The organism is Arthrobacter glacialis (genome assembly GCF_002909415.1).
Taxonomy (GTDB): Bacteria; Actinomycetota; Actinomycetes; order Actinomycetales; family Micrococcaceae; genus Specibacter; species Specibacter glacialis.
Genome location: NZ_PPXB01000004.1, coordinates 1 through 15,656 on the forward strand (window position 1 = coordinate 1; position 15,656 = coordinate 15,656).

Sequence of the window (15,656 nt, forward strand, 5' to 3'; positions counted from 1 at the left end):
ACGCCACCCATGGCGAACCGTTGATCCCGTTCTACGTGTTCTACTCCATGTTCGGCTTCCAACGCACCGGTGATTCCTTCTGGGCCGCCGGAGACCAAATGACCCGCGGCTTCATCATCGGCGCCACCGCAGGACGCACCACATTAACTGGTGAAGGCCTCCAACACGCTGACGGGCACTCACCGATCCTGGCCGCCACGAACCCGGCCGTGATCACCTACGACCCCGCCTACGGCTACGAAATCGGTGCGATCATGCGCGCCGGCATCGAACGCATGTACGGACCGGATTCAACCGATCCCAACGTCATGTACTACATCACCGTGTACAACGAACCGATCAGCCAACCCAAAGCACCCGAGAACATCGACGTCGAGGGCATCACCAAAGGCATCTACCTACTCAAGAAGAGCGAACACGACNCTTGGAAGCAGCACACATCCTCGCCACCGAGTGGGGAGTCGCCGCCGATGTTTGGTCCGTCACCTCCTGGACCGAACTCCGACGCGACGGCCTCGCCGCCGAAGAAGAAACCTTCCTGCACCCCGAACACGAAGCACGTGTCCCGTACATCACCGCCAAAATGGCTGATGCACCAGGACCCGTCATCGCCGTCACCGACTACATGAAAGCCGTCCCGGACCAGGTACGCCAATTCCTGCCCAACGACTTCGCCACCCTCGGTGCCGACGGCTTCGGCTTCTCCGACACCCGCCAAGCAGCCCGCAGATACTTCAAAATCGACTCCCACTCAGTCGTCGTCCGAACCCTGCAAATGCTCGCCAAACAAGGCAAAATCGACCCCAACGCAGCCATCCAGGCCATCGCGAAATACGACCTCCTCAACGTCAACGCCGGCACCACCGGCAACACAGGCGGCGAAGGCTAACAGCTAGACAACCAGCAGCACCCATAGACGGGTGGTTGCCGTGACTGTAGAACCCCTACAGTCACGGCAACCACCCGTTATGCGTTAAGCCCCGGCACTAGACGTTTCCCGTATTGTTCAGTTGTTGGGTTCACACAAATAGCCACCTTGGCGACTTAGGACATATCCTCAAGGGATGGTAGCCAAGAAAACACCTGCAGCCACTCCCCCCACTGAGGCCACGGTCGGTGCCAAGACAGCTGACAGCAAGAACACCTCGGAAACGCTGGAGCGGCTGCGCGCCAACATTGGCCCGCTGTCCACCATGATGCGCCGAGAGCTGGAAACCACTCTCCCCTGGTACCGCAGGCTCAGCGCCGATGAAAGGTCCGCCCTTGGTTTGGTGGCCCAAAACGGCATCACAGCCTTTGTCTCCTGGTACGAACACCCCTCCTCGCCCAGCTGGGTGCTCTCAGACGTCTTTGGCACAGCTCCCACCGAACTCACCCGGTCCATCAGCCTCCAACGGGCCCTGCAGCTCATCCGCACGGTTGTTCAGGTGGTGGAGGACAGGGTCCCAGAGCTAGCCGCCGCCGAGGAGCAGGTTGATCTGCGTGAGGCAGTCCTGCGCTATTCGCGGGAAGTGGCTTTCGCCGCTGCGGACGTTTACGCCCGGGCCGCTGAAAACCGCGGTGCGTGGGACACCCGTCTGGAAGCCCTGGCTGTTGACGGGATCCTGCGAGGGGAAAACTCCGACGCCCTGCAATCACGCATCTCCGCCTTGGGATGGACCTCCCACAGCCAGTTCACCATCATGGTTGGCCCCGCCCCCTCGGAGGCCAACGCCTTGTTTCTGGCCACGCTGCGCCGCGCTGCAGGCCGCTTCGCCGAAGACGTCATGGTGGGCATCCAAGGCGACAAACTCATTTTGGTGCTGGGCAATGTGACTGATCCGGAGTCGGCCTATGTCCGGCTGAGCGAACTTTTCGCCCCCGGGGCAGTGGTCTACGGCCCCCTGGCTGCCACCTTGCAGGACGCCACCGCTTCGGCCAAAGCGGCGTTTGCGGGCATGTCCGTCGCCAAGGGCTGGTCGGCTGCACCACGGCCCGTTTCGGCCGATGACCTGCTGCCTGAGCGGGTTCTTGGCGGCGATGACTCCGCCAAGCGGGCGCTGCTGATCAGCATCTACCGGCCGCTGCTTGCCGCTTCCAACGGCCTGATCGAAACTCTCAGCAGCTATCTGCAAGGTGGGCACTCACTGGAGGCCGCCGCCCGCGACCTTTTTGTCCATTCCAACACCGTCCGCTACCGCTTGCGCCGTGTCTGTGACGTCACGGGGTGGGATCCGCTGATCCCCCGGGAAGCGTTTGTTCTGCAGACTGCCCTGATAGTGGGCCGGCTGGCCACTCCCACAAAACAACCGGTGTCCAAACCGACACTCAGCAAACAAGGCGCAACACCCACCAAGGCTGCCACCTAGCGCGGCAGGGAATTAGAGGAACGTTCCCAAAAAGAAGTCACCAATGGGGCCCAGAACGCGGCACTATTGTAGACTTCCTACAAATCGTGGCGAAGAGCTTGGTGTATGAAAACACCGCGAAAAAGCCATTTTGTTTGGAAAGCTGGTTAATGTGCTTGCAATAGTCTGCCCTGGACAGGGCTCTCAAACTCCCGGGTTCCTTTCGCCGTGGCTGGAACGCCCCGGCGTGGCCGCCCAATTGGCCACCTTGAGCGATGCCGCGGGGATTGACCTGCTCACCCACGGCACCACCAGCGACGCTGAAACCATCAAGGACACGGCAGTTGCCCAGCCCTTGATTGTGGCAGCCGGCCTTATCGCCGCCCAGGCGCTTTTGGGTCCGGATGTGGCAACCGCCCTCTCCGGCCGCAACGTAGTGGTTGCCGGACATTCGGTGGGTGAAATCACCGCGGCCGCGCTGACGGGAACCCTTTCCAACGCTGATGCCATGGCGTTTGTGCGTGAACGCGCCAACCGCATGGCCGAGGCCGCGGCAGCCACCCCCACGGGCATGGCTGCGGTGGTGGGTGGCGACGCCGATGAGGTGCTGGCCGCCATTGCCGCAGCGGGGTTGACCCCTGCCAACATGAACTCCAAGGGCCAGACGGTTGCCGCCGGCACACTTGAGCAGATAGCTGCCCTGGTCGCCGCGCCTCCCGCCAAGGCCCGCGTCATCCCCTTGCAGGTCGCCGGCGCTTTCCACACGCACCACATGGCCCCAGCCGTGTCGGCCTTGGAAGCCCTCGCCCCGTCCCTGACCCCGCGCACGCCCAAGGTGGCGCTGCTCTCCAACTACGACGGCGCCGTCGTGCCTTCCGGGGAAGCGGCGCTTGGATCGTTGATCGCCCAGGTGTCGCGGCCTGTCCGCTGGGATTTGTGCATGGAAACCATGTCCGCCATGGGTGTGACAGCGTTGATCGAGCTCACCCCGGCCGGCACCTTGACTGGATTGGCCAAACGCGGAATGAGCGGCATCGCCACCGTTGCCGTGAAAACACCTGATGATCTTGCGGCTGCCCAGGAATTACTGGCAGCCCACACCGCGTCTGATGAAGGAACCCTGTGAGCACTCCCACGCTAAAACAAAGCACCCTCCGCCCAGGATCGGCCATTTTGGGCATTGGCGCGTACCGGCCTTCGGTGATCGTCAGCAATGACGACGTGTGCCAGTGGATCGATTCATCCGATGAATGGATCCGCCAACGGACAGGCATCGTCACCCGACACCGCGCCCCCAAGGACGTGTCCGTGGTGGACATGGCCGTCGGCGCAGGCGCCGAGGCCATTAAGCGTGCAGGCATTGAGCCGTCCCAGATTGGCGCCGTGTTGGTGTCAACGGTGACGCACCCCTACGCCACCCCCTCAGCGGCAGCACTGATTGCCGACAAGCTGGGCTGCACCCCGGCCCCGGCCTTTGACATCTCGGCCGCCTGTGCCGGCTACTGCTACGGCGTGGCCCAGGGCGACTCACTGGTCCGCTCCGGCACCGCCGAGTACGTCCTGGTCATTGGTGTTGAGAAGCTCTCGGACGTCATCGACAACCACGAGCGCACCATTTCCTTCCTGCTGGGCGACGGTGCCGGCGCGGTTGTCATTGGCCCCTCCGGCGAGCCCGGCATCAGCCCCACCGTGTGGGGATCTGACGGCGGCAAGTGGGACACCATTGGCATGACCCATTCCCAGCTGGACATCCGCGACTTCAGCGAGCAGGCCATGAAGGGCGACGGCGTGGATCTGGCCGCCGCCGATGAGGCACACGCCAGCTTGTGGCCCACCCTGCGCCAGGACGGCCAAACAGTGTTCCGCTGGGCCGTGTGGGAAATGGCCAAGGTTGCCAAGGCAGCCCTTGAATCAGCCGGTATCACCGCCGCGGACTTGGGCGCCTTTGTGCCGCACCAGGCCAATATGCGCATCATCGACGAGCTGGCCAAGCAGTTGAAACTGCCTGAGCACGTCATCATTGGCCGCGACATTGCCGATGCCGGCAACACCTCAGCTGCCTCCATTCCACTGGCAACACACCGGCTGCTGACAGAGAACCCGGAGCTCTCCGGTAAACTTTCGCTTCAGATCGGCTTTGGTGCCGGACTGGTGTTTGGCGCCCAAGTGGTGCGCCTTCCCTAACAAACGTATCTCTCCACATCCGTGGGGCGATCAAAAATGCCTGAAAAGATCATTTCCTTGATCACAGCACAACAAGAAAAGGAGCCATCAATGGCTAGCAACGAAGAAATCTTGGCCGGTTTGGCTGAAATCGTCAACGAAGAGACGGGCCTGGCCCCCGAGGCTGTAGAACTGGACAAGTCCTTCACGGATGACCTGGACATCGATTCCATCTCCATGATGACCATTGTTGTCAACGCTGAAGAGAAGTTCGACGTCAAGATCCCGGACGAGGAAGTCAAGAACCTCAAGACCGTTGGCGACGCTGTCAGCTTCATTGCAGGCGCACAGGCTTAATCTGCCTCTGAGTTTTACTCCTTGTCCGCGCAAGCGGTTCAGGGCATGGTGGTTGGCCGGAAAGCAGGACGCCGGCCAACCACATCACCATCCTTTAGCCCTGCCCCATAAATTTTGTAGAGAGTTGAATCATGGCCCGCAAAGTAGTCATCACCGGACTAGGCGCAACGACGCCTATTGGCGGCGACGTCCCGACCATGTGGAAGAACGCCCTCAAGGGCGTCTCCGGCGCCCACACGCTGACCGAGGATTGGGTGGAAAAGTTCGATCTTCCCGTTCACTTCGCGGCCAAAGCATCAACTCTCGCAACAGATGTCTTGAGTCGCGTTGAAGCCAAGCGTATGGACCCCTCAACTCAATTCGCCGTTGTGGCGGCCCGTGAGGCCTGGAAAGACTCCGGCATTGAGGAGATCGACCACGACCGCCTCGCCGTGGCATTCGCAACCGGCATTGGCGGCGTGTGGACGCTCCTGGACGCATGGGACACCCTGCGCGAAAAGGGACCCCGCCGCGTTTTGCCCATGACGGTTCCCATGCTGATGCCCAATGGCCCGGCAGCAGCGGTCAGCCTTGACCTCGGCGCCCGCGCCGGTGCGCACACGCCGGTTTCCGCCTGCGCCTCAGGCACCGAAGCACTGCACATCGGACTCGAGCTCATCCGCTCGGGCAAGGCAGATGTTGTCATGGCCGGTGGCGCCGAGGCAGCCATTCACCCCATGCCGTTGGCCTCCTTCGCCGCCATGCAAGCACTCTCCAAGCGCAATGACTCCCCGGAGACCGCGTCGCGGCCCTACGACATCAGCCGCGACGGCTTTGTCATGGGTGAAGGCGCCGGTGCGCTGGTGCTGGAAGCTGAAGAGCACGCCCTAGCCCGCGGTGCACGCATTTACGGTGAGCTGGCCGGCACTGCGGTCACGGCCGATGCGTACCACATCACAGCTCCGGACCCCCAGGGCCTGGGAGCCACCCGCGCCCTCAAGGCCGCGTTGTTTGACGCCCGCGCCCTGCCCGAGGACGTTGTCCACGTCAACGCGCACGCAACGTCAACCCCCGTGGGGGACAAGCCCGAGTACACGGCCCTGAAGGCCGCCCTGGGCGATCACGTGAACAACGTCTGTGTCTCAGCCACCAAGTCCCAGATGGGCCACTTGCTTGGCGCCTCGGGCGCCGTTGAGTCGGTAATGACGGTTCTGGCCGTTTACCACCGTCTGGCCCCTGTGACCATCAACTTGGAAAACCAGGACCCGGAAATCCCGCTGGATGTCGTCACCGGCACACCGCGTGAACTGCCCGAGGGCGAGATCATGGCGTTGAACAACTCCTTCGGCTTCGGCGGCCACAACGCTGTTGTAGCCATCCGCAGCACAGGCCCCAAGGTGGAGCTGCCCAGCTAGGCCCCACCCGCTCCCACAACAAACTGACCCGCAGTAGTGGTCGAAAAAGATGCGATTTTCGCGAATTTTCGACCACTACTGCAGGTCAGTTGTTTAAACGGGTCAGCCTACGTGGTGGAGCCAGCGCACGGGGGCACCAGCTGCTGCGTGACGGAAGGGTTCCAGTTCCTCGTCCCACGCTTCACCCAATGCCAGGGACAGCTCCTGGTAGACCACTGAGGGGTCACCCTTGCCAATCTCATAGGCGTAGCGGATCCGGTCTTCGGAGACCATAATGTTCCCGTGTACGTCCGTGACTGCATGGAAGATGCCCAATTCCGGGGTGTGCGACCAGCGCGAACCATCAACACCGGCGCTGGGGTCTTCGGTAACTTCATAACGCACATTGGCCCACCCCCGCAGTGCAGAGGCGAGCTTGGCACCAGTGCCGGCTGCGCCGCGCCACAGCAGTTCTGTGCGCAAGACATTGGGCGCAGCGGGCTGTGCAGTCCACTGCAAGTCCGTGCGCTGATCCATCACCCCGGCAATGGATGACTCAATATGTGGGCACATGACAGCCGGGGCTGAGTGCACAAACAAAACACCGCGCGTGTTTTCTACCTTCATTCCATCCTCCATTGCAGTAGGTGCGTCTTCCCCAACGACCTTCATAGGATGAAAATTCTTGTTGCGCGGATATTGCGTGTACTGACCCTGTCTGTCTGGGCTTGAGGCCCGCCTTTGGTTGTTTAGCGTTAGCTTTCTATCATTGTGCCGTAGCCGGGCACATTACGCCACCGCCACCGCCACGCAGGGTAATTGTTGAGCCTTTCGACCAGTCAAGCCCTCGGATGAGCCGTCTTGTAACTGTCCCGGAGCCGCTCCACCGAGACGTGCGTGTAAAGCTGAGTGGTGGCAAGGGAACTGTGGCCCAGAATTTCCTGCACCGTACGCAAATCCGCCCCGCCGTCGAGCAGGTGGGTAGCCGCCGAGTGTCGCAAGGTGTGGGGCCCCGTGGCAGAGGTGTCTGCCAAGGAAGAAAACACCCGATCCACCACAGTGCGAACACTACGCTGATCGATGCGACCGCCGCGCTGGCCCAGGAAAAGTGCCGTGCCGCTGTGTGGTTTGTACAGGGAGGCACGCGCGGCATTGAGCCAGAGTCCCAGCGCCGCATCGGCGGGCACACCAAAAGGAACTACGCGCTCCTTGTTGCCCTTACCCACCACGCTGACGGTGCGTCGCTCACGGTTCACATCCGCCAAGTCCAAACCGGTCAGCTCGCCAACCCGGATTCCCGTGGCATAAAGAAGCTCAACCATGGCCAGGTCCCGGATTGCCACCGGATCTCCTGTCTGTGCAGCTGCGCCCATGCCCTCAAGAAGTCTGCTCAATTGCTGTTGCTGCAGCACTGCGGGCAACGATTTCTCGCGTTGGGGGGCTTTGAGTCGTAGGGCCGGATCCACGGCAATAATTTCTTCCCGCAGAGCCCATGCGGTGAAACTGCGCACTGTAGCGGCGCGGCGGGCCAGCGTGGAGCGCGCCAATCCGGCAGAGTTTTGCTCACCGAGCCAGCGCCGCAAGGAGCCCAGGTCCAGCTCCGCCAGACTCGAGTACCCCTCTGCCACTGCGTGAATGAGCAACGCGTCAACATCGCCTCGATAGGCCCGAATGGTGTGGTCGGAACGTCCACGCTCCATGCGCAAATACCGTTCGAAGGCATCGGCAGCCGTCGCCAGGGCCGGGGGCAGTGCTGAGCGTTCGACAAGATCCACAACCCCACTGTGCGCTGTCGGAGCTGCAGGGGCAAGTTCCCCCGCCGCCGGGCGGCTATCCCACTCCAGCGTTTTTCAGATAGTTACGCAGTGAATCCTGTTTCAGCGCCTCGGCAAATGCTGCGATGGCGGCATCGTCTCTGAGCACTATCGATTGACCATCGGCGCTGGTACCCGTTCCCAAAGTGGGCAGGGTGAAGGAGATGACATCTGAACTCCTGACGCTGCGCAGGCTCAACGCCAGAGAGGCCAGCATGGCCAAGTTCACGTCCGAATCGACACTGACATACGGTGACACCTCGTTGACCACCTCCGTGATCTTAATCGGATTGGACAACGTTGCCGGATCCAGGACTTTATTGAGGACGGATTTGAGAAACATTTGTTGGTTTCTCACCCGTTGATAGTCCCCCTCGGCAAAGGCGTACCGTTCACGAACAAAGCCCAGGGCTTGGTCTCCGTTGAGCGTTTGTGGACCGGCGGTAAAAGTGTAGTTGCCGTGGACCGAGGTGAAAGGCACGGGCACATTGACTTCTATACCGCCCAAGGCATCAGTCACGGCCTTGAAGCCCTCAAAATCCACTATGACTACGTGGTCTATGCGGTCCTGAAAAAGCCCTTCCACCGTTTGCACCACGAGGGGAACGCCACCGAAGGCCATGGCGGCATTGATTTTTGCTTCCCCCTGCCCAGGGATTTCTACCCAGGTGTCGCGCATGATTGACATCAGATAGATGTTCTTCCGATCAGCTGGAATGTGAGCCAACATGATGGTGTCAGAGCGCTGGTTCGAGGGAATTCCTTCTTCGGCCAGGTCTATTGCATCGCCACGGCTGTCACTTCCCAACAGCAACAGGTTCATGGGCGAAGCTGCCTGGGTCGACGGCTTTTTGTTTGGGCGCAGCTGTTCGCTGGGAAAAGCCTGGGGTATCTTTTGAGTCTTTGAGTCAAAGCTGTGAACCAGGTTGCCAGCAAACACCGCAGCCGCAAGAAGAACCGCAAGGAACACCGCAAGAATGATCAACAGGACATTGCGGCTGCGGTTGTGCCCGCGCCTTGCGGGCTTTTGCTCATCTGAGGCCTGGCTCATAGAGGTCATCTTGCCACGGCGGCGGGCTGCTTGTCTGCTGCCTTTTTCCGCATCCGCTGCAATAATTCACCGGCGGCTGTGAACTACCGGTTCCTGCGTTTCCAGCCACCTGCCACGCCTTCGGCAAGCCCCAGAGCTTCCAGCCGCCCCAATCCTGCCAAGACAGTGGCCGCACTCAACCCGGCCACTATGCACAGTTTCTCCACGGAGGTGGCCGTTCGCAGGGGAAGTGCGTCCAGAAGCAGCAAGTCCGAGGTTCCCAGCCCGTCGTACAGGGCCGTTTGCGCCAAAGGTTCAGGCGCAAGGTTCTCGCCCATGGCCCCGGCCAGTTCAGCAATATCGCTTGCGTCCGTCACGCACACCGCAGATCCCTCCCGCAACAATCTATGGCAGCCCGCTGAATTGGCCGAGTACACCGAACCGGGGACCGCTCCCACCGGACGGCTGAGAGCTTCGGCATGGTGCGCAGTGTTGAGAGCACCCGAACGCCACCGTGCCTCCACAACAACCGTCACCCCGCACAGAGCGGCTATGAGTCGGTTCCGCTGAAGGAATCTGTACCGTGTGGGGTTGGTGCCGGGAGGAACCTCAGCCACAATGAGGCCACGTTCGGCGATGGTGCGCAGCAAGTCATCATTTCCCGACGGATAGAGCCTGTCCACTCCCCCTGCCATCACAGCCACGGTGGGTGGCCCACTCCCATCCTCAACGACGGTCTCTTGGCTGGTGCCACCCAACGTTCCCGGCATGGCCATGGCGGCGCTGAGGGCCCCCCGGTGGGCATGGGCGTCTATCCCGTAGGCTCCCCCACTGATCACTGTGTAGCCTCGCTGGACCAGGGAGCCGGCTATTTCCACGCTCACATTGGCCCCATACGCGGTGTTGTCCCGGGAACCCACCACGGCAATGCAGCGGGACTGCTCCGGAATGCGCGCGGCGCTGCCCCTGCACCACAACGCAATGGGTGCCCCCAGCTCCAAATCGTCGAGGGCTCGTGGCCATGACACATCCTCCGGAACCAGGAGTCCGCCGCCCAGCCTGGCAACAGTGGCAAGGTCCCGCTCGGGGGCAACATCAACCAACCGTGGCCGCCAACGCCCCAGCGCCTCGGACAGCCCCGTCCACCGCTGGGTGCCAGCCTCGCTGAGCAACTGGGTGACTTGGCGCTCCACGGTGGCGTTGGTGGCGTCCCCTCCAGCTATGAACGCCACGGCGTCTTCGGGCCCCAAGACACGAATCAAGGCCAATCCCGGCAGATCAGACGGTTCCATCAATCGTGTCAGGGCCGCCCGTGCCACACGCAGTCCCCTGCCATCCATTGTTTTCCCATCAGCAAACCCGCTCATGGCCCCACTCCCCGTTGCCGCAGTGTCAGCGCCAACCCAACTTCTTCACTGCCCGGGCGCTCATGTCCTTGCAAATCGGCCACCGTCCAGGCCAGCCGCAGGACACGGTCGTAGCCGCGCAAGCTCAGCACGCCCGTGGCCATGGCCTTGTCCAGCAATGCCGTGTCATGACCGCCCAACCGCAGGGGGCCACGCAACACCGTTCCGGTGAGATCGGCGTTGTGGTTCAATCCCCACGGTTTGAGACGCTCGCCGGCAATGTCCCTGGCCAGCAGCACCCGTTGTGCCACTTGGGCGCTCGACTCCCGCCCGCCGGAATCAGCCAGCTGCTCCAGTTGGACCTTGTTGACGTGCAGCTGGATGTCCACCCGGTCCAGCAAAGGGCCCGAGAGCCGACCAAAGTAGCGCCTACGGGCCATGGGGGTGCATTCGCAATTGATCCCCTTGCCTGTGGCCTTCCCGCAGGGGCACGGGTTTGCGGCCATGACTAGTTGGAAGCGGGCAGGGTAGGCTGCCGTGCCAGCTGCGCGATGCAGGACCAGCTCCCCGCTCTCCAAAGGCTGGCGCAACGCGTCCAGGACCCGCTTATCAAACTCGGGGGCCTCGTCCAAAAACAATACGCCCCGATGGGCACGTGATGCGGCCCCGGGCCGCGGGACACCGCTTCCGCCCCCAATGATGGCTGCCGTACTGGCTGAATGGTGCGGGCGCTCATAGGGTGGGCGGCGGAGCAGCTGCACCAATGAGGTTCTTCTGTGCTCCAAAGAATGGATGGCAGTCACTTCCATGGCCTCGGCGTCAGTGAGATCGGGCAGCAGCCCCGGAAGCCGCTCAGCCAACATGGTCTTGCCAGAGCCCGGAGGTCCAACCATCATCAAATGGTGCCCGCCCGCGGCCGCAATTTCCAACGCCAGCTTGGCCACCGGCTGCCCGGCCACTTCTGACAAGTCAGCACCCGCCTGCGTGGATCCTGCAGAATCAACTGGTGCAGTGTCCTCGGCACTGTGCAGACCGGCACCGTCCATCATCACCAAGTCCTTGGGGTCGGCACCAAAATCCAGCGCCACCTGCGCCAAACAGCCGTAGCCGCGGACCTCGGCCCCCGTGACCAGGCGGGCCTCGGACAAATTGTCGGCCGAAACCACAAACTGTTTGTACCCTGCCGACAGTGCGGCAAGAACGGCCGGCAGCACTCCCCTGACGGGGCGCAGACGGCCGTCAAGACCCAGTTCGGAGATGAAGACGGTGCCGTCGGTGCCACGGACATCCCCCGCAGCACTGAGCGCGGCCATGACTATGGCCAGGTCGAAACCGGAGCCCTTCTTGGGCAGCGACGCCGGCACCAAATTGACGGTGATCTTGCGCCGGCTCAAGGGAATACCTGAGTTTTGCGCCGCAGAACGAATCCGTTCACGGGCCTCCGACAGCGATGCATCAGGTAGTCCCAGCAGGACAAAATTGGGCAGGGTCTGGCCAATATCCGCCTCCACCTCAATGACGTGCCCATTCAGGCCCACCAGGGCCACGGCAAGCGACCTTCCCATGCCCATCACGCCACACCCCTGAGATGGTCAATGCTCGGGGACGGAGAATTGTCCATGACGATGCCCACAGCATCTATCCGCACAGCCCCGAGGACGTGCTGGTGTTCCCGGGCCCACAGCACGGCCAGGGTGCGCAGACGCAGAATTTTTGCCCGAGTCAGCGCCTCCAGGGGATCACCGTACCGGCGAGAACGGCGCGTCTTGACCTCGACGATGACCAGTTCGTCGCCGTCCAGCGCAACAAGGTCGATCTCTCCGCGTGGACAGCGCCAATTGCTGTCGATGACCCGAATGCCCCGGTCCTCTAAATAGTCTGCTGCCATCCGTTCACCGGTCTGGCCCAACACATCTTTTGCCTTCATGACTGCCTCCACGCTCAGCTTGGCTGAAAACGGGATGCGGAAGTAGACCCCCAGCGGCAATTGTGGACAAGCAGCGGGCCAGCCCGCGCTGTGGAGGAACAACGGGGCCCAAGGACACAAAGAAACCAGGGCACACAGCAAAGGACGACGCCGGAAGTTGCGTTCCGGCGTCGTCCTTTGAATTAAAAGCAGCGTTTAGCCCAGCGGACCCAACTCGCCGTCCTTGGGTATCTGCAGGTCATCGGACTTGATCAATTCTTCAACATTGACGTCCTTGAAGGTGATCACGCGTACGTTCTTCACAAAACGTGCCGTCCTGTACACATCCCACACCCAGGCGTCCTGCAGCGTCAGGTCAAAGTACACCTCGCCGTCGGCCGAGCGGGCCTGCAAATCCACATGGTTTGCCAAGTAAAAGCGTCGTTCAGTTTCCACCACGTAGCTGAACAGGTTCACCACGTCACGGTATTCGCGGTAAAGCTGCAGCTCCATGTCAGTTTCGTAGTTTTCCAGATCCTCAGCACTCATGCTTCCATCATCCATCACTAGAGGCTCACTTTCCCAACGGGGCCGCTTGCGCCGCCAGCACCAACCGCCAACCTTAGATCAGGCGCCAGGTCTTCCTGTGGTAATCGGTGGGGCCCTGCTCGGCGATGGCTGCGCGGTGCGACACCGTTCCGTAGCCCATATTGGATTCCCATCCGAAGCTGGGAAACTGCCGGGCTAGTCCAGTCATCATGCCGTCGCGCTCAACCTTCGCCAGAACACTCGCAGCAGCCACTGACAAGCACGTCATGTCTGCTTTGATCCGTGTCTGGGTGAGCCAGGGCTGGGCAGCGGCCGGTGCGACGTTGGCGGCGAACAGGTCAAGGTCGCCCTGCACGGGTTCGGAGAGCCAGTCCTGATTGCCGTCCAAGATCACAAAGTCAGGAGACAGCGTGGCGGCAGCTTCGGCCATGGCGCGATTCCCTGCCAGCCGGAGGGCGCCTACCAAGCCGATGGCGTCAATCTCCTGGGCGCTGGAATGCCCCACAGCACTGGCGGCGGCCCAGTCAACAATGGCGGGCACCAGGGCCTCTCGCACGGCTGGGCGCAGCAGCTTGCTGTCCTTGACGCCGGGGATTTCACTGGCAGTGCCGGCGTGGATGATCACCACACCAACACTGACGGGTCCGGCCAGCGAGCCACGGCCCACTTCATCGCAACCGGCAACAATCGCGTAGCCCTGGGCCGCGAGCTCACGCTCCCAGGCAAGGGTGGGTGCTGCAGCGGCCACTACGGCCCCGCCGTCAAATGTTGGGCGGCAACGCTGGAACTCTGTGGTGCCGGAACATCCTTGAAGACATCGGGGTAGTTGCCCAGAATGTCCCATCGCGACAACGGCCAGGCAATGACAATGGCTCGGCCCTCAACATCGTCGATCGGCACAAACCCCGTGTCGTCATAGCTGTTGTGGAAGCGGGAGTCCTGCGAGTTGTTCCTGTGGTCCCCCATGACCCACAGCTTCCCCTCAGGGACGCTCACAGCAAAGGGTGTGTCCGACGGCGCAGCCCCGGGATAGAGGTAAGGCTCGGTGATGGCGGTGCCGTTGATGGTCAACTTCCCATCAGCGTCGCAACAAACAATCTTGTCACCGGGCAGGCCAATGACGCGCTTGACCAGGTGCTGTTGGGAATTATCCGGTGCCAAACCAATGAAGGTGGCCACGTCGCCGATCCAGCCAACGGGGCCGTCGTCCTTGGGTGTTTCCTTCAGCCAGCCCTGGGTGTCCTTGAAAACAACAATGTCTCCACGCTTGAGCGCAAAAGGTTGCGGCACCAACAGGTTCACAAAGATCCTGTCCTGGATCTGCAAGGTGTTCTCCATGGATCCCGACGGTATGAAGAACGCACGGAACAAGAAGGTCTTGATGAGGAAGGAGAGTACAACGGCGATGACCACAATGGTGAGCAGTTCCTTGCCCCACGCCCAGGCCTGGCGCCCAACACGTGCACCCAAAGTGCCGTCGTCGTCGGGGCCCGGCGTCTCCGAATTCAAGTGACGGGCCCGCAGGTCATGGCGAACCCGCGGGTCAGCAGGCTCCGGGGCGGTTCCGTCATGGGACTGTGCGCCACCGGTTTCCTCCGAGTCACTGGGTTGCATCAACGTTTATTTCCTTAGCAAAGTCAGGTCAAAAAATGATCGTACACGCCATTGCTGAGCGCAAGGGCGTAGTGGCGTTAGGGCTGGACTGCGCCGTCGCGGTTCAGGACGTGAATGCGGCCCAGCGGCCATACTGTGGCAACCGGGGAGCCAATGACCTTGCTGGTGGAAATCAAACCACCGCCGGGAGCACCCAGCAAGGACCGTGAGTCCAGTGAAACACTACGGTGGTCCCCCATGAGCCACAATCTACCGTGCGGGACAGTGACCTCGAACTTCACATCGCTGGGCGCATCGCCCGGAAACAGGTAACTCTCAGTAACGGGTACACCGTTGATTTCCAGGAGCCCACTGGCCGAACAGCATTTCACGGTGTCCCCGGCCACGCCAAGCACTCGCTTGACGTAGATGTTGCTATTGGGCACCAGGCCCAACCACTGTCCGGCGCCAACAACGCCGTCCAGCACGGGGGCTGCCCCTGATTTGAGCGGGGTGAAGGAACCCCTGCCGTCGAATACCACCACGTCACCACGGGCAATGGGCTGGTTAACGAAAGCCAGCCTGGAAACCAGCACGCGGTCACCGGTGAGCAGTGTCGGTTCCATGGATTCCGACGGAATGTAGTAAACATCCATCCAGACGTTGCGTATCACCGCCAGGAACAAAAAGATGATGACAACTGCCAGCACAACAAAACGCCAGCCCAGTTTCCTGGACTGGCGTTTCGCTTGAGTCAAAGTGCTTTTCCCGACAGTTACTTGGTGGGAAGGTTGTCGCGCTTTTCCTTGATCTTTGCAGCCTTGCCGCGCAGGTTGCGCATGTAGTACAGCTTGGCGCGGCGTACGTCACCCTTGGTGACAACTTCGATTTTGTCCAGAACCGGGGAGTGTACCGGGAAGGTACGCTCTACACCGACACCGAAGGAGATCTTGCGAACCGTAAAGGTTTCGCGAACGCCGTCGCCCTGGCGGCCAAGGACGAAGCCCTTGAATACCTGGACACGTGAGCGGGAACCTTCAATGATGTTCACGTGAACGTTGAGGGTGTCGCCGGCACGGAAGGCGGGGATGTCGCTGCGCAGGCTGGCTGCGTCAACGGAATCGAGAAGATGCATTTTTCTCACTCCAGGCAAACGCCACAGGTCATTTACTTTGTGTCACGATTTCCATGGACGGCC

General features: G+C 61.5%; 16 protein-coding genes and 1 pseudogene. 6 read left to right on the forward strand and 11 right to left on the reverse strand.

The genetic code is table 11. The annotated features are described in order from the left end of the window. From CVS28_RS05330 to fabF, 6 genes and pseudogenes are all read left to right on the forward strand, one after another. A pseudogene (locus CVS28_RS05330) lies at positions 1-889 on the forward strand (transketolase-like TK C-terminal-containing protein); the annotation flags it as partial. Between the two features lie 175 nt (positions 890-1,064). Continuing rightward, positions 1,065-2,348, forward strand: a complete 1,284-nt coding sequence (locus tag CVS28_RS05335) for a PucR family transcriptional regulator (RefSeq protein WP_103467290.1) — start codon at positions 1,065-1,067, stop codon at positions 2,346-2,348. Between the two features lie 151 nt (positions 2,349-2,499). Then, on the forward strand, positions 2,500-3,453 hold the full coding sequence (locus CVS28_RS05340) for an ACP S-malonyltransferase (RefSeq protein ID WP_103467301.1): 954 nt from the start codon (positions 2,500-2,502) through the stop codon (positions 3,451-3,453). After that, on the forward strand, positions 3,450-4,511 hold the full coding sequence (locus tag CVS28_RS05345) for a beta-ketoacyl-ACP synthase III (RefSeq protein ID WP_103480940.1): 1,062 nt from the start codon (positions 3,450-3,452) through the stop codon (positions 4,509-4,511). Before CVS28_RS05340 ends, CVS28_RS05345 begins: the two co-directional genes overlap by 4 nt. 90 nt (positions 4,512-4,601) lie before the next feature. Further along, positions 4,602-4,847 (forward strand): acyl carrier protein, encoded by a 246-nt coding sequence (locus tag CVS28_RS05350; RefSeq protein WP_038462997.1) that lies wholly within the window; start codon positions 4,602-4,604, stop codon positions 4,845-4,847. Between the two features lie 131 nt (positions 4,848-4,978). Continuing rightward, positions 4,979-6,241 carry a beta-ketoacyl-ACP synthase II gene (gene fabF / locus CVS28_RS05355; protein ID WP_103480941.1) on the forward strand — a complete coding sequence of 421 codons (1,263 nt, stop codon included), beginning with the start codon at positions 4,979-4,981 and terminating at the stop codon, positions 6,239-6,241. 102 nt (positions 6,242-6,343) lie between these two features. Here fabF and CVS28_RS05360 read toward each other — a convergent pair whose 3' ends face one another. The 11 genes from CVS28_RS05360 to rplS form a co-directional block, all read right to left on the reverse strand. After that, positions 6,344-6,847, reverse strand: coding sequence for a DUF3145 domain-containing protein (locus CVS28_RS05360; RefSeq protein WP_103467287.1), 504 nt, complete (start codon positions 6,845-6,847; stop codon positions 6,344-6,346). A gap of 212 nt (positions 6,848-7,059) precedes the next feature. Next, on the reverse strand, positions 7,060-7,995 hold the full coding sequence (locus CVS28_RS05365) for a tyrosine recombinase XerC (RefSeq protein WP_243399713.1): 936 nt from the start codon (positions 7,993-7,995) through the stop codon (positions 7,060-7,062). A 55-nt stretch (positions 7,996-8,050) separates the two neighbouring features. Further along, the gene (locus CVS28_RS05370) at positions 8,051-9,085 is read right to left on the reverse strand and encodes an LCP family protein (RefSeq protein ID WP_103480942.1); all 1,035 of its coding nucleotides are present in this window, start codon (positions 9,083-9,085) and stop codon (positions 8,051-8,053) included. Positions 9,086-9,168: 83 nt separating this feature from the next. Further along, the gene (locus CVS28_RS05375) at positions 9,169-10,431 is read right to left on the reverse strand and encodes a DNA-processing protein DprA (protein WP_243399714.1); all 1,263 of its coding nucleotides are present in this window, start codon (positions 10,429-10,431) and stop codon (positions 9,169-9,171) included. After that, complete coding sequence (locus tag CVS28_RS05380; RefSeq protein ID WP_103480944.1) at positions 10,428-11,981, reverse strand: YifB family Mg chelatase-like AAA ATPase; 1,554 nt, start codon at positions 11,979-11,981, stop codon at positions 10,428-10,430. Before CVS28_RS05380 ends, CVS28_RS05375 begins: the two co-directional genes overlap by 4 nt. Continuing rightward, complete coding sequence (locus tag CVS28_RS05385; RefSeq protein WP_103467299.1) at positions 11,981-12,337, reverse strand: YraN family protein; 357 nt, start codon at positions 12,335-12,337, stop codon at positions 11,981-11,983. Before CVS28_RS05385 ends, CVS28_RS05380 begins: the two co-directional genes overlap by 1 nt. Before the next feature lie 195 nt (positions 12,338-12,532). Beyond that, positions 12,533-12,865, reverse strand: a complete 333-nt coding sequence (locus CVS28_RS05390) for a DUF2469 domain-containing protein (protein ID WP_103467284.1) — start codon at positions 12,863-12,865, stop codon at positions 12,533-12,535. Positions 12,866-12,938: 73 nt separating this feature from the next. After that, complete coding sequence (locus CVS28_RS05395; RefSeq protein WP_103467283.1) at positions 12,939-13,613, reverse strand: ribonuclease HII; 675 nt, start codon at positions 13,611-13,613, stop codon at positions 12,939-12,941. Then, positions 13,613-14,479, reverse strand: coding sequence for a signal peptidase I (gene lepB, locus CVS28_RS05400; protein WP_103467282.1), 867 nt, complete (start codon positions 14,477-14,479; stop codon positions 13,613-13,615). The genes CVS28_RS05395 and lepB (CVS28_RS05400) overlap by 1 nt, the downstream gene beginning before the upstream one ends. Before the next feature lie 77 nt (positions 14,480-14,556). Then, on the reverse strand, positions 14,557-15,216 hold the full coding sequence (gene lepB, locus CVS28_RS05405) for a signal peptidase I (protein ID WP_103467281.1): 660 nt from the start codon (positions 15,214-15,216) through the stop codon (positions 14,557-14,559). Between the two features lie 17 nt (positions 15,217-15,233). Then, complete coding sequence (rplS, locus tag CVS28_RS05410) at positions 15,234-15,593, reverse strand: 50S ribosomal protein L19 (RefSeq protein WP_103467280.1); 360 nt, start codon at positions 15,591-15,593, stop codon at positions 15,234-15,236. Positions 15,594-15,656 lie beyond the last annotated feature (63 nt).